We start from the raw sequence: 15,174 nt of genomic DNA, 5'->3' as shown, positions 1-15,174 counted from the left end.
CTTCGCCCTCGGCACGAGAGGCGATCACTATCCAGGGAGCCCAATGTCCAACTTCGACGGCGCGCACGTGCGCGCCCCGCTGCCATGAAGCGGCGGGTAAGCATCCGCACGCCTGCGAGCGATGCAATTCAATTCCACCGTCTGGCGGGCCGCGAGGCACTGAGCCAGCTCTACAGCTTCGATCTCGACCTGCTGGGCAGCGACAACGCAATTGATCCGAATGCGATGCTGGGCAAGTCCGCCAGCGTTGCCATCAAGACCGAACGCGGCGGAGTGCGATACCTCGACGGCATCGTCACCAGATTCGGTCTCTCGCGCGAAGACGACCGACACTGCTTCTACAGGATGCAGCTGCGCCCATGGCTGTGGCTGGCCACGCGCCGCAGTGACTTCAGGATCTTCCAGGACCAGAGCGTTCCCGAAATCATCACGGCCGTGCTGGAGCGCTACGGCTACCCGCTCGAACAGAAGCTCAGCCGAGACTACCGGCGCTGGGACTACTGCGTGCAGTACGGAGAGAGCGACTTTGACTTCATCTCCCGGCTCTGCGAGCACGAGGGCCTGTACTACTTCTTCCGCCACGAAGAAGGGCAGCACGTGCTGGTCTTCGCCGATGACATCGCCAGTTCGCATGGACCGCTGCCCGGTGGCGAAGAGCTCCGTTTCCACGTCGATGAACAAGCCGGCATGACGGGCGGCTTCGATGCGGGCGAGCGCATCTACGAATGGGCAGCTTGCGAAGAAGTCCGCTCAGGCCGGTTCCTCCACGACGACTACGACGACCTGCACCCCAAGGCCGATCTGAGTCAGTCGCAGCAGAAGCCAAGCGGCCACGACCACGACCGCTACGAGCTGTACGAGTGGCCCGGCGGCTACACCCGGCTCGCAGACGGTGAAGCCTATGCGGCCATCCGCAACGAAGAACAGCTGAGCGAGCGCAGCCGCGCAAGTGGCCGCTCCAACAGGCGCGACCTTGCGCCGGGTTTCACCATGCGCCTGGCAGAGCATCCCCGCACCGCTCAGAACCGGCAATACCTGCTGCTCGGCGTGAGCTACGACCTTCAGGAAAATCTTCAGGCCACAGAAGGTGCAAAGGCCTCCGAAGGCTCCGTGCAGCGTTTCGCCTTCGACGTGCAGCCCACGAGCAATCCGTGGCGGCCCCGTCGCACAACGACCAAGCCCCGCACCCACGGCCCACAGACCGCCGTCGTGGTCGGCCCGTCCGGCGAGGAGATCTGGACCGACCAGTACGGCCGCATCAAAGTGCAGTTCCACTGGGACCGCATCGGCCAGAACAACGAGAACTCCAGTTGCTGGATGCGCGTGTCTTCGAACTGGGCCGGCGCGAACTTCGGCGAAGTAGCGCTGCCGCGCATCGGTCAGGAAGTCATCGTCGATTTCCTCAACGGCGATCCGGACTACCCCGTCGTCATCGGCCGCGTGCACAACGCCGACCGGATGCCGGCATGGGCCCTGCCCCACCAGAAGCATCTGGCCGGCTACCGCAGCCGCGAACTCGGCGGCGGTGAGCGCGGCAACCATCTGGCGCTCGACGACACGAGCGGCAAGGTACAGGCCCAGCTCAAGAGCGACCACCTGAGCAGCAGCATCAGCCTGGGGCACATCGGCCGCATCGAAGACACCACCGGCCGCCAGGACGACCGGGGCCAGGGCTTCGAGCTGCGCACCGACGGGCACGGCGCCATTCGCGCCAGGGCCGGCCTGCTGGTCACCACAGAATCGCGCCCGAACGCACAGGCCCACATCACCGACATGCTCGAGACCGTGGCGCGGCTCGCGCAAGGGCGCGACCTGCACGAAGGCCTGAGCCAGATGGCGCAGGAGGCCAGGGCGCACGACTCGGGCGATCAGGACGAAGTGGCCCGGGAACTGAAGGAACAGAACGACGCCATCAGGGGAAGCGGCGTCGACCCGGAGCAAGGCCAGTTCCCCGAATTCCGGCAACCGCACCTGACGCTGGCCAGCCCGGCGGGCATCCAGGCCACGGCGCACGGCTCGACACACGTTGCGAGCTTGGGTCACAACGCGTTCACCAGCGGGGCGCATACCAGCGTGAGCGCGGGCAAGAGCCTTCTTGCAAGCGCGAGGGACGCGGTGCGCCTTTTTGCCTGCAGGGCAGGCATCCGCCTGATCGCCGGCAGCGCGGACATCGACGTTCAAGCTTTGCGCAACAGCATCAACCTCCTGGGCAGGCTCAACATCAAGCTCGAGGCTGAGCGCATCACGATCACGGCCAAAGAGGAAGTGCTGATCGCCGGTGGCTCGAGCTTCAGCCGCTGGAACGCGCAGGGCATCGTGCATGGCACCAGTGGACTGTGGCGCGAGCATGCGGCGACCCACAGCCTGATGGGACCAGCCAGGCGCACGCCGGAAGTGGTGAACCGGGATGCTAAGGCGGCTTTCGATCAGGAAGTCGTCTTCCATCACCTCGATGAGAAGAACACGGCTGCGGCCAGGCAGGTGTTCAGGCTCACTCGCGGTGGCGAATCGCCTCCGCCACCAGATCCCACGGCTTCGTCCGATGCCGCGGGGCTTCCCTGCGCACACACGAACGCCTCCGGTGCAACTACCGGCACCGATGGCACCACGCAATTGCAGCGCTCCGATGGTCCCGAGATCTACAGGGTATGTTGGATGGGGAGGAAGAAATAATGGCTGTCCAAGGCGAAGAAAAAGACATCTGGCTGGATTTCAGCCTCGGCATCGGCGGCTTCGCGGATGTGGCCGTCGCCACGACACCGGTGGCCGACAAGCGCAAGGTGCACGTGCGCGTTCCGCCCGGCAAGCTCATCCCCATCGTGTTCCTCCCCGGCATCATGGGCAGCAACCTGCGACTATCCAAGGCGCGACAGGCATTGCTCAAGCGCAGCGACAACATCGCCTGGCGACCCGACGATGCCGTGGACGGCTGGAACCGACGCAACGCCGAGCCGGCCGACCGCCAGATGCGCCTGGACCCCGACGAAGTGGAAGTTGACCGCTATGAAGTCACCGACGACGGCACCGGTCGCTTCGATGCCACGGGCGACGCTACCGTCAGCTCCGACAAGCGCCACAACAACGTGCCCGACGATCTGGGTCGCGTCGGCAAGCTGCTGATCGACGACCCCAAGGCCGACCCGAACCATCCGCTGGCGAACAACAGGCTGAGCTTCACGGCCGCGCAGAAGGCCCGCGCGCGCGGCTGGAGCGAGGTGATGTTCAAGGCCTATGGCGACATCATCAAACGCATGGAGTACCAGCTCAACGACATGCTGCGAGGCCACGGCGCAAACGCAAAGCTCTCTCCGATCTGGACTCCTGCAGGCAACCACCCCGGGCCGGTACGGTCCGAACGCGCGGTCATGCGCGACCCTTCGGCCTTCGGCGCCACGGGGGCGGCAGCGCTGACCGAGGCCGAGATCAAGAGGATCGGCAACTGCTGGTACCCAGTGCATGCCTTTGGCTACAACTGGCTCAAGAGCAACGGCGAGGAGGCCAAATCACTCGCGCCGAAGATCGAAAAGCTCATACAGACCTACAACGAGAACGGCTTCCACTGCCCGGGCGTGATCCTCGTGACCCACAGCATGGGCGGCATCCTGGCGCGTGCGCTGATTCATCCGGACTACGGAAACATCAAAAGCAAGGTGCTGGGCATCGTGCACGGGGTGATGCCCACGACCGGCGCGGCGGCGGCCTACAAGCGCATGCGTGCGGGCTTCGAGGGAGGCGGCATCGAGGACAACATCATCCAGGGCGTGCTCGGGGACGATGGCGCAAAGGTGACTGCCGTGCTGGCCAATGCGCAGGGCGGGCTGGAACTACTGCCCACGGCTGCCTACGGGATGCAGTGGCTGCATGTGCAGGATCAGAACGGCAACTTTCTGGCCAGGCTGCCGCAGGGCGATGCGGCGGACGAAATCTATGCGCTCGGACCGCAGAAGTGGTGGCGGCTGATCAATCCGGAGTGGATTGATCCGGCAAGGCAACTCGGAAAACCGCTTCAAGAGGGAGGAAAGACGAAAGAGCAGATCGGGCCGAAAGCAACGATGCGGCGAGTCATCAACGCAATGAAATTCGCCAACGCCATCGAGAACACCTTCCACGAGCGCACGTACGCCCATTACGGCAACGATCCGGAACACCGCGCCTGGAACGAGGTGTCGTGGCGTGTGGTCGATGGCGACGCGGCGAAGGCAGGCGACCCGGCCAACTGGACGCTGGTGCCCGGCGAGAAGGGCGACAACAAGAAGGGCCTGCTGAAGGTGCGCGGCAGCTACGGAGTGGAACTTACGCTGAAGCTCCAGCCACCCCTTGCAGCGGCCGACGGCACGGTGCCGGTGGAGCGTAGCGCGAGCAAAGTCAAAGCCAAGGTCAAGTTCACCCAGCGCGGCTACGACCATCAGGACAGCTACAAGAACCTTGATGCCGGTGCCTCAACGCTGTACGGCATTGTGCGCATCGCCAATGACTTCGACCCACCATGGTGGGACAAGAAGGACTGAAGCGCCTCATCTCATTCACGACCAAAGAAAGGACCTGATGACCAATCCTCGCATTGAACGGCTGTTCGAACATACCAAGTTGCTGTGCTTCGGGCGCTATGTATTGACTGCACCTGTGGAATCGCGCCTGGCCTTTGGCCGAGACTTCCCGACCCTACCCAACCAAGCCAAGGACATCGAGAAGGTGATGGAGGCTGATCGGGCAAAAATCCTTGCGGCGCACAAGACAGCCGAGATCAACTACTTCGGCAAAGGCCCAGCGCCGAGCACATGGCTGATTCGGTCCTACATGGATGACACGGCCAAAAAACTTGGGTTGGAAGGATTGCGCGTCTACTACATCGTTGGACCGCACATCTTCAAAGGCGGAGATGGAACGGACAATGGCGAAACGGCGGAGTCCATTCTCGATTACGCCAGCGATACAGCCAAAAACTTGCGAGCTCGTGAGCCCGACGAAGTGCCCAACGAACAAGGTCTTTGCCACGAGTTCGGCTTCCGCCAACTGGATGGCTCCAAAGGCAACGTGCTCACGCAAGTCGGCCTTCACATGGAGTCGTTACCCGACGTGGTCTTCAGCGTCCAAAGCAACCAGACCATCAACGCCAACTACCCCGGCAACAGCGATGGTCTGCTCAAGCTCATCGCCGACCGCAAGCGCGAGGCTGGCAGCAGATACCCCAAGCTCACGACCTTGCGCGAGGGCAAGAAGAAGATTCACGGCTGGGACGGCGAAGAGTCGCTGGTGCGCCGCCCCGACGGCACGCAGGACTTCGAGTGGATGTTCATCGGCGAGAACGGCGGCAGCGTCGCGCGCCCCGGCAATCTGAGCGTGGCGATGCGCACCAAGGTCCAGGCAGACCGCATCGGCGCGGCCGCGGCCTCCTCACTCAACGACGAAGAAGCCATCGCGCTGTGGGACAAGCTGCTCGACGGCTTGAAGTTCCGCGTGGCGGTGCCGGGTGCGCCTGCCGATGCGGTAGCAATCAAGTGACCAGATCAGGGAGGAATCAATCAATGACGAAAAACATCATGAATACGGGTGACGCTCCGTCTGACCCGAAGGCGGCCTCGACCCTTTCACGCCGGCGTGCCTTGCAGGCCGTAGGGACCATGGCTGCATTGCCCTTTTGCCCTGTGGTCCTCACCCATGCCGGGCCAGCACATGTGGAGGAGTTCGTGGCCAACAGGCTGTGGCGACCAACGGCACATGCGATTTACAGCCGTCGCGGACCGCTCAAGGCTCTGTAAAGTGATTCCGATTGCGGCGATGGCTTCACGCGAAGAAGCGGTGCTCCGTCGCACTGCGAAACACCTCCCCCGGCCGCAGCACCGTAGACGGAAACCCAGGCTGATTCGGTGAATCCGGATAGTGCTGCGTCTCCAGGCACAACCCGTCCCCCTGCCGCAGACTTGCACCCGCGCTGCCCATGAGGCTTCCGTCGAGAAAATTGCCTGAATAGAACTGCACCCCGGGCTCGCTGGTATGCACCTCCATGACGCGGCCCGTGGCCTCGTGCTCCAGCCGCGCCGCAAGCGCGAGGCCGCGATCGCCCTGCGCGCGGTCGAGCACCCAGTTGTGGTCATAGCCGTGTGCGAGCAGCAACTGTTCGTGGCCTTCGCGGATGCGCTCGCCAATATGGGTCGTAGTGCGAAAGTCGAACGGCGTCGAAGCCACATCGGCCAAGCCAGTCGGAATCAGCGTCGCATCCACCGGGCAGTAGCGGCTCGCAGGAATCATCAGCCGGTGGTCCATCACCGAGCCGCTGCCTGCGAGGTTGAAGTAGTCGTGGTGGCTCAGGTTCAGCACCGTGGGCTTGTCGGTCAGGGCGCTGTAGTCGATGCGCCATGTGTTTGCGCTCGCGCTCAGCGTGTAGCGCACTGTCAGCTGTACCTCGCCGGGGTAGCCTTCTTCGCCGTCGGCGCTGGTGTAGCGCAGCTCGATGGCGATGTCGTCGCCGGCCTCTTGCGCCGACAGCGGCACGATGTCCCAGAAGCGCGTGCCGAAGCCCTTCGCACCGCCGTGCAGCGAGTTGACGCCATCGTTCAGCCCCAGCTGATGCGCCGTGCCGTCGAGCGTGAAGCGCCCCGCCGCGATCCGGTTCGCGAAGCGTCCGACGATGGTGCCGAAGTGCGGATGCGGCTTGAGGTAGTCGGCGAGCGTCGGCAAGCCCAGCACGATATTCGCGCTGCGCCCATCGCGGTCGGGCACGCGCAGCGCGGTGACGATGCCGCCGTGGTTGATGGCGCTCAGGCTCAGGCCGCGGCCGTTGCCCAGGGTGTATTCGGTGACGGCGCGGCCGTCGGGCATGCGGCCGAACTCGCGCGATGTGATGCTGCTGCTCATGTGTCTCCTGCCTGCCGGAATTGTTTAGGGGAACAACGCCTCGCGCGCGCACTGCGAAGCGGTGCGCAGCGCGATGCGGTCCTTGAGGTCATGGTAGTCGGGCGGCTCGGCGGCGTGCGTGCGCAGTTCGATGCGATGACCGGCCTTGGACACAGCGTCGGCAAAGCGCTCCTGCAGCGCGAAGGGCGTGTTCCTGTCGTCGCGGTTGCCGATCAGCACGATACGCCGTGCCGGGTCGCGCACGATGCCACCCACGTGGTCCAGCGGGTCATAGAACTGCGCGCTGCCGGTGGTGTCGGTGCGGCCGTCTTTGGAGCGGCCCAGCAGGCGCGCGCGCTCCAGCAATCCGTAGGCACCCGAAGTCAGCACCGCGCAGACCACGCGCATGCGGCCCAGCGTGAGCAGCGCGGCGCCCGCGGTGGCACCGCCGCTGTGGCCGACGATGACGATGCGCTGCAGCCTGTGGCGCTGCATGAGTGCGTCGAGCGCGGCATCGAGCGCGTGGAACTCCACCAGCTGGCGGCGCTTGCGGTGATCGCCCGACGAGCCGTACGTGCCGGGCCGCGCCACGAAGATCCACGGCACGCCCGCGCGGTCGCGGCTGCGCTGCGCATCGAGCGTGCGCAGGTCTTCGGTGTTATCGGGAATGCGCGTGGGCGCCTGGTCCATCACGCTGTCGCGGTCGCCCGAGAACTGCACGATGGCGATGCGCGCGCCCTCGATGTCGTCGCTCGCGAAGTAGCGGATGCAGGCGGGGCCCTCTGGGGTCTGCACCCACAGGTAGCTGTTGCGGTCGGGGCAACTGGCGCGGTCGGCGGGCTGGTTCCAGTGCAGCACTTCGTCGTTGGCCGCGGCGAAGGGACGCGGCACGTCGGGGCCGGTGCGCTGCGCGCAGGCGGCCTGCGCCAGCGCGAGCAGAACGAGGGCGCAGCGCGCATATCGACGGAAGAGGCTCGATGCAGTCATAGCCGTTGCAGCAGTGCGGGGATGCTACCGAAGTCGGATCGGTCGCGGTCGCCCTTCACCAGCACCAGGTCGCCGTCGCGCAAGAAGCCTTCGAGGTAGTTCGCGAGCTGCACGGCGTTGTCGAAGTGCGGGCCGAGCAGTTCGGCGGGCACTTCCTCGCGCAGCCAGCGCATCTCTTCGCCGTGCGTCACGAGGTGCTGGATGCCCGATGCCAGCAGCGGCCCGGCCAGGCTGCGGTGCATGGCCTCGGCGTCGTTGTCGAGATTGACGATGCGCCCCAGCACGCCGATCTTGCGCATCACCGGGCCGCTGCTCTCCGCGCGCTGCCAGGTTCGCACGAACTCCATCGCGTTATGCATCGACATGACTTCGGCGTTCCAGCTGTCGTCGATCAGCGTGGCCTGCACGCCGGCCTGCGTGTGCAGCGCGCGCACCTGCATCACCGAGGCCGGCAGGCGCACATGCGGCATGCGCGCGCAGGCGGCCTCGCCATCGAAGCCCATGGCCAGCAGGGCCGCGAATGCGAGCGCCGAGTTGCGCACCAGCCCCGCGCTCTCGACCGGAAACAGGTACTCCAGCGTGCGCCCTGGCACGGCAATACGCACACGGCAGCCGCCGCCGGGCTCGGGCCGGGTGTCGACAATGCGCACGTTCGCGTCGGGCCCGGTGCCCACCACCCAGACGGCGCCCGCCGTGCGTGCGGCCGCTGCCACCACCTGCGGCAGACAGGGAATGTGATCGGGCACGATCGCCACGCCGCCGGGCTCCAGCCCCAGGAAGATGCGCGACTTGTATTCGGCCGTGAGCTCCAGCGTCGAGGCCTGGCGCGTCTGCGACAGGCCGATCTCGGTGATGAGTGCCACGTGCGGCCGCGCCACCAGTGAGATAGGGCCGCGGTCCATCCACAGTCCGCTTTGCGCCATTTCGAGGATGCACACGTCCACATCAGGCCCGAGGTTGGCCAGCATGGCAGGCACGCCGACGCGCGAGTTGTAGTTGTCGATGGTGGTGTGCACGCGCGCGCGCTCGGGCAGCAGGTCGCGCAGCATCGCGATAGTGGACGACTTGCCGACCGTGCCGGTCACGCCCACCACGAAGCCCTTGTAGCGCGACCGCGCGGCGGCGCCTATGGCGAGCATCGCGGCAATGGGATCGTCCACCTGCAGCAGCGGAAAGGCCGGGTCAAGCCCGTCCACCGCGTGCGCGACCACGGCGCCGGCCAGCTCGGAGTGCAGGCAGGGCAGTTCGAGGTGGCGGTCCCAGTTGTCGGTGCGCGGCTTGCTGTAGTTCTCGTGCGCGGCCAGTGTGCGGTAGTCGGAGGCGACGAAGAGCGAGGGCTTCGGCAGCAGCTCCATGTGGACCGGGCCGCGCACCACCGAGTTGGCGAACCAGTCCGGCGGCGGCTCGACGAGCCATCGGCCGCGCGTGGCCTTTTGCAGTTGCTCGGCGGTCCACACGGGCGCGGGATCGGGGCCCGCGCCGGGGCGGTCGGCCATGAGCACTGGCGCTGTGCGTTCCGGCAAGGGCGTAGGAGCGTCCGGCACGCGCAGGCCGCACCACAGCGCGAGGCGACGCGCGGGCGGCAGCTCGGACAGGTCGCCGCGCACACTCACTTCGAGCTGCAGTACGTCGCTTTCCAGCAGGCCGCCGCGCGGCGGGCGCAGGCCGTAGCGGTCGCGGTAGATGCGGCCGGGCTCCCAGCGGCTGGTAGGCCACATCCAGTCGCAGGGGTCGTGGTCCATGCTCTCGCCCCAGGGCGGCATGCGGGTGCTGCGCATCGGCATCGCGCGGAAGTACAAGCGCAGGTCGGCTGCGATGGGCTCGTCAGCGGTCCAGAAAGATTCGACCCACAGCATGCGGCGCCCGACGATCTGCCGCGGCGTGCAGCGCAGGCCCACGAGGCGCAACGGGCCGATCTGCAGTGGCGTGATGCGCGCGTCTTCGGGCACGGCGTCGACCAGCCATTCGGGCCGTGGTGTCTGTACCGGCTCCACGACAGGCGCCGGGCTGAAGACTGGTGCGGCCGCAGAGGCCGAGTCGGGCCGAAAGGCAGGCCGCTCGGGCGGCGACAGTCGCACCGCGCAACGGCCGCCAGACACCAGGACCATCTCCGTCCCGAGCGCGCGGCATTGCGCCGCAAAGCGTTCGCTCAAGGCCTGCGCCTTGTCGCCTTCGAGCTGCCGCGAGAAACCGAAGCCGACGCCAATGGGTGTGAACATCACCTCCTCGACACCGCGCGGACCCAGCGTCAGCGAGAACACGCCCGAGTCGCCGAAGTCGTTGCGCACCGAGTCGAACAGCAGGTCGCCGGCGTCGTGCAGGATCGGCCGGCCGCGATAGATCTCGATGCCCTGCAGCACATGCGCCGAAGTACCGAGGATCGCGTCCGCGCCGGCATCGACGATGGCGTGGCCGACTTCGATCTCGGCCTGCGTGGGTTCGGTCTCGAGGTTGGCGCCCCAGTGCACAGCCACCAGCACTACATCGGCCTCGCGGCGCGCGGCCTCGATGCGCGGCGAGAGCGTGGCGGTCCACTCGGCAGGGTCGTCCAGCGACAGCCAGGCGGCGCCCGCGCGCTCGGCCGTGGCGGCAAATTCGGGCTGCGTGGCGTCGAGCGAGAACAGCGCCACGCGCACGCCGCCCGCGCGCCGGAACGCCGGGCGCAACGCGGCCTCTGGCGTACGGCCGGTGCCGGCGTGGGCGATGCCCGCGGCGTCCAGCAGGCCCTGCTGTTCCATGAGCGCATCGGGGCCATAGTCGCCGCTGTGGTTGTTGGCGGTGGTGACCATGCCGATGCCGGCCTCGGTCAGCACCGCGAGCATTTCGGGGCGGGCGCGGTAGTAGTAGGGAGCCGTCTCGTCCTTGTCGACGCCCTGCTCGCCGATGGTGGCAACCACGCACTCGAGGTTCGCGATGCGCAGGTCTGCCTCGCGCAGCGCGGCGATGTCGCCGAGCATCTTTTTCGCGCCGCCGAGTTCGTGCAGCCGGTAGTGCTGGCGGCGCGAGAGATTCACGTCACCGCCCCAGGCAATGATGCCGGTAGCTGTTGTTGCCCGCGCGTCTTGCTGTGCCTCGCGCTCCTTCAGCATCCGGTGATACGCCACATAGCCCGAGAGGTAATGCTCCACGTCGTCGATGCGCACGCGAAAGCTGTGGTGCTTGATGAAGAACGAGCCGGCAATGCGCGCGGGGTTGCGGAAGAACATCGCCAGCTCGGGCCAGAAGTGGCCATTGGCGAGGTAGCGCGCGCGGTATGCCAGCGCACGGTCGAACCTGTCGCGGTCGAGCCCGGCCAGCAGCGGGCGCAATGCGGGATCGGCTTCGAGCCGCAGCACCATGTCGCGCGCGGCCATCATCAGTTCGAGCAGCGTGGGAAAGGTGGTGATGCGCTCCAGTACGAAGTCGAGATAGCCCGCCACGTTCTGCAGGCCGAACTGGTAGTAGCGCGTCTCGGGCCGGTAACGCGTGAGTTCGTTGACGCAGTAGCTCAACCAGTGGTCGTGCGCGCGCCAGTGCTCGGCGGCAATGAAATGATCGAAGGCTTTCTCGACGACCGCGAGCCAGCGCTCGTCGCGCGTGAGGCCGTAGAGCCGCATCAGACCGAAGGCGGCCTCGCCGTCGTAGTAGATGACGCGGAACCTGTCCTTCACGTCGAGCGCGGGCGCATTCAGCACGTGCACGAAGCTGCCCGTCTCCGCATCCTGCATGTGGCGGATGCCGAGTGCGAGCTGCTCCAGCAGCGGCAGGTATTTCCTGTCGCCGGTGAGCTCGGTGTACTTGACCAGCGCGAGCAGGCACACGGCGTTGCCGCCGAGCTTGATCTCGCTGCCGATGTCCAGCAGGTAGGCGGCGCGCGTGCCGTCCGGCAGATGGGCCGGGCGGATCAGCGTGCCGGTGAGGAAGGCCAGCGAGCGGTCGATGGCGGCCTTGAGCGTGTCGCTGCGCGTGAGCTCCCACGCTTCCAGCATCGCGTAGGTGGAGCTGGCGTGGCGCAGCGTGTTGTAGGTGGGGATGGCGCGGTCGAAGCAGGGAAACCAGCCGTAGTGGAACTCGCCCGTTGGCTTGACCTGCTCGGCGAGGTAGTTGCCGGCGTTGTCTACCAGCGCATGGACTTGCCGCGCATTCCATTCGCGCAGCTCGCGAAATCCGGCCGCCTGGCCTTCAGCGGTGATGGGCCATGCGCCCTTCGCATCCACGTACACGGCCCGCGTGGTGAAGCACCATACGAGCGCTGCGTCGTCAGTCGGAAAGTCGATCTCGCGGCCGAAGCGCCGCTTGCAGTGCAGGCGCAGGTTGCCGGTGTTGGGCTCGGCATGCTCCACGTCCCCGTTGTAGAGGATCGCGCTGCCGTGCATTTCCTGCGCGAGCAGCGCGAACTCGAAGCGCGCGTCGAATGCGATGCCTTCGTTGAAGTAGTTGCGCTTGGTTTTGGCCAGCTTCGTCTTCAGCGCGGCCCAGCTCATGGGCGTGACCTTGTCGACCACCTCGGCGCGCAGGCGCTGTGGTGCCTGGCCGGTGCGCCTGGCTTTCTCGGCGGCGGCGCGCCATGCGGCGTCGATGTCGGCGCCGCGCCCCGAGACCACGCGGGCCCGGCTGTCGTCTTCACCAGTGGCAAGGAACACCACGCACCCTGCTTCTCCGGTGGCGGGCGTTGCCGCGGGCAGCACACCCGCCGGGTCCGCCAGGGCTTGTCTGGCGCGATTCAACAGATCGGCAAGAAAATTCTTCGAGTCGTTATTCATGCAGCCGCGAATGATGACAGGCCCAAGCGTGGCCTGCCATCCCGGCAATCCATGGAAACCGACTGCAAGCCGGCCCCGATCTGACGACCGTCAGCTGACCGCCGACTGACCGCGCGGCTACAGCCGCAGCAGCTCGACACGACGGTTCTTCGCGCGGCCTTCTTCGTTGGTGTTCGGCGCCACCGGCTCCTTGGAACCAGCGCCGCGCGAAGTGAAGCGCCGCGCATCGAGGCCCGTCTTCGCAAGCGCCGCAATCACCGACACGCTGCGCCGGCGCGAGAGGTCTGCGTTGTGCGGCTCTTCGCCCTGCGCGTCGGTGTGGCCCACCACCTGCACGCGCAGTTGCGGGTTGCTGCGCATCAGCTTGGCGATCTCGTCGAGCGTGGGCTGCGAGTCGGGCTTGATGCTGTCCTTGTCGAGGTCGAAGTGAATGCCGTAGAGGCTGATGCGGCCGTTCTCCGCCAGCCCCTTCTGCATGGCCGTGGCATCTACGAAGACGATCTTGTCGCCCTCCATCGCCTTGCTCTCGACCACGCGCACGAAGGCGAAGTTGCCGCGGCTGTTGCCTTCGGCGAGCGCGATGCTGGCGTAGACCTTGCCGTTGGGGCCGTCGTATTGCGCGAGCAGGTAGCGGCCGCTGTTGTCGAAATAGTTGCTCACGAACTGGCGCCCGCGGCCGATCATCGGCCACTCGGGCGTGTCGATGGTGTTGGCAAGCACCGAGACGTCGGTGAACGGCGTTTCGCGGTCGGGGTCTTTCTTGTAGCAGCTGCTGTCGGTGGTGGCGCACGCGAACAGTGTCTGGAAGCCCTTGGCCTTCAGGCCAGCCTCGTAGTTGCGTTGCACTTCGAGCAGCGAGCGACCATCGGGCAGGCGGTAGTAGTAGAGCGAGACTTTGCCCGCGACCTGCAGCAGGCGCGGCTTGGGCACGGGGTCGCCCCAGTTCTGGATCGGTTCGCGCAGCAGGCCGACTTCGTCGTAGTCCTTGCTCTGGAAGGCATCCATCACCGAGCCTTCGTAGCGCCCGACCAGCGGATGATCTTTGGCGGGCTCGGCGGCCGATGTGACGGTGGCGGCCGCGAGCAGCGCGGCACACGCCAGTAGTTGTTGCAGGCGCCGGCCGAAGTTGGGCCGGAACGCGGGGAGTGAATGAGCCATTGTGGTTGTCCGTTTTCCATGCGAATCGCGCCTCGGATGAGGCGCGATTCGAAGGTATCGGCGGCTCGTTGTACGGGCAATAAGCCGTTTGGCATGCCTGTTAAGAAGAAGCTTTTAAGAATGGGCACTGGGGGTGCAAAACACCGACTTCGGGTGTGTTCATTCATTCAGGGCGAGTGCGAATGGCATCGGGTACTCCCCTCCGCGAATGTCCCCCGGCCTGCGGCCTCCTCCTTTATTTCGCTGCGGGGAGCACCCGATGCCATTCGCACATGAGCGCAGTCGTTGTGCCGCCGGATCAAACGCTGCGTCCAACGATCACGTCGATGGGGTGCCTTGCGCAGCGAAATAAAGGAGGAGGCCGAAGGCCGGGGGACATTCGCGGAGCAAGGTACCCCGTCGGCGTGATCGCGCCCCGAACGAGCCACGCCAACACTTCAAGCCCACGCCTCCATCACCGCACTGCGCACAGCATCAACCGCCACAAGCCGCTTGCCCTCAGCCGGCGCAACCCAACACAGCCACGTGTGCGAACGCCATCCGTTCCAGATCGCGAGTTCGCCATTGCGCTCGCCCTGCTCTGCCTGATCGAGCCGCATCAGGCCCGCGCCCATGCCGCTTGCGACCATGCTGCGGATGGCGCTCTCGCCATCGGCCGTGCGGCCCTGGCGGTATTCACGGCCTGCGCCGGCGAACAGTTTTTCGAGGTGCACACGCAGGATGCACGAAGGCGGCGTGCCCACCCATGGCAGGTTCGTAAGCTGGTCCAGCGAGAGGTCGGGGTGCGCTTCGGCCACCGGCAGCGGCAGGGTCACGACGAGGTCGATCACGCCGAGGCGATGCAGCTCCAGCCCGTCGATCTGCTCGCCGTCGCTGAGAACGTAGGCGCAGTCGAGATCGCCGCGTTGCACTGCCGACAGCGTTTCGTACGACAGGCCCTGCTTCAGCTGCAGCGCGACCTGCGGATGGCGCTCAGCCAGCTTCACCAGCACCTCTCCGAGCCGCAGCGCCACCGGATCGACCACGGTGCCGAAGCGCACCACGCCCTGCGCCGCACCACGCAGCTGGTCGGCCGCCGAGCGCATGCGCGATGCGGAGGCCAGCGTGCGCTCGGCCTCTTCCAGCAGGCTTAGGCCGGCCTCGGTGGGCGACATGCCCTTCGGCGTGCGTTCGAACAGCTTCACGCCGAGCTCGTCTTCCAGCGCCTTGAGCTGTGCGCTCACCGCCGGTGCGCTGGTGAACACGCGCTCGGCGGCGCGGGTCAGGCTGCCTTCCTTGGCGATGGCGACGAAGGTCTTGAGTTGGTAGAGCTCCATGGGAGCGGATTGTGAGCTTGGCGGCCGCTTCAGTCTGTTCGCTTTTTTGGAGACCCCTGTCCAAAGAAGCGAATGGCATTTGCGGGCCCCAGCATCGATTCTTGGGGCATTGATTCATTGCAAGAAAAGGCTTCCCC

Annotated in this window: 9 protein-coding genes; 4 read left to right on the top strand and 5 right to left on the bottom strand. The window is 66.2% G+C overall.

Annotated features, from left to right (window positions below):
• The first annotated feature begins 84 nt into the window (after positions 1-84).
• The 4 genes from ACN9MV_RS05850 to ACN9MV_RS05835 are packed head-to-tail and all read left to right on the top strand — an operon-like array spanning position 85 to position 5,759.
• Positions 85-2,673: a type VI secretion system Vgr family protein gene (locus tag ACN9MV_RS05850; protein WP_426391586.1), complete on the top strand. Its 2,589-nt coding sequence runs from the start codon at positions 85-87 to the stop codon at positions 2,671-2,673.
• The gene (locus ACN9MV_RS05845; RefSeq protein ID WP_426391585.1) at positions 2,649-4,508 is read left to right on the top strand and encodes an esterase/lipase family protein; all 1,860 of its coding nucleotides are present in this window, start codon (positions 2,649-2,651) and stop codon (positions 4,506-4,508) included. Before ACN9MV_RS05850 ends, ACN9MV_RS05845 begins: the two co-directional genes overlap by 25 nt.
• Positions 4,509-4,545: 37 nt before the next feature.
• The gene (locus ACN9MV_RS05840; RefSeq protein ID WP_426391584.1) at positions 4,546-5,502 is read left to right on the top strand and encodes a T6SS immunity protein Tli4 family protein; all 957 of its coding nucleotides are present in this window, start codon (positions 4,546-4,548) and stop codon (positions 5,500-5,502) included.
• Positions 5,503-5,525: 23 nt separating this feature from the next.
• Positions 5,526-5,759, top strand: a complete 234-nt coding sequence (locus ACN9MV_RS05835; protein WP_426391583.1) for a hypothetical protein — start codon at positions 5,526-5,528, stop codon at positions 5,757-5,759.
• Positions 5,760-5,784: 25 nt separating this feature from the next.
• Here the strand turns inward: ACN9MV_RS05835 and ACN9MV_RS05830 are convergent, their stop codons facing one another.
• The 5 genes from ACN9MV_RS05830 to ACN9MV_RS05810 form a co-directional block, all read right to left on the bottom strand.
• Complete coding sequence (locus tag ACN9MV_RS05830; protein ID WP_426391581.1) at positions 5,785-6,855, bottom strand: aldose epimerase family protein; 1,071 nt, start codon at positions 6,853-6,855, stop codon at positions 5,785-5,787.
• 24 nt (positions 6,856-6,879) lie between these two features.
• Positions 6,880-7,821, bottom strand: a complete 942-nt coding sequence (locus ACN9MV_RS05825; protein ID WP_426391580.1) for an alpha/beta hydrolase family protein — start codon at positions 7,819-7,821, stop codon at positions 6,880-6,882.
• Positions 7,818-12,527 (bottom strand): CapA family protein, encoded by a 4,710-nt coding sequence (locus tag ACN9MV_RS05820; RefSeq protein ID WP_426391579.1) that lies wholly within the window; start codon positions 12,525-12,527, stop codon positions 7,818-7,820. The genes ACN9MV_RS05825 and ACN9MV_RS05820 overlap by 4 nt, the downstream gene beginning before the upstream one ends.
• Positions 12,528-12,680: 153 nt before the next feature.
• Positions 12,681-13,721: an OmpA family protein gene (locus ACN9MV_RS05815; RefSeq protein WP_426391578.1), complete on the bottom strand. Its 1,041-nt coding sequence runs from the start codon at positions 13,719-13,721 to the stop codon at positions 12,681-12,683.
• A 437-nt stretch (positions 13,722-14,158) separates the two neighbouring features.
• Entirely contained in the window at positions 14,159-15,037 is an 879-nt protein-coding gene (locus tag ACN9MV_RS05810) for a LysR family transcriptional regulator (protein WP_426391577.1), read from the bottom strand.
• Between the last annotated feature and the right edge of the window lie 137 nt (positions 15,038-15,174).

The organism is Variovorax sp. R-27 (genome assembly GCF_049913215.1).
In the GTDB taxonomy this organism is placed as follows: Bacteria; Pseudomonadota; Gammaproteobacteria; order Burkholderiales; family Burkholderiaceae_C; genus Variovorax.
The sequence above is the reverse complement of the archived record's forward strand: the minus strand, read 5'-3'. Positions and strand labels throughout refer to the sequence as shown.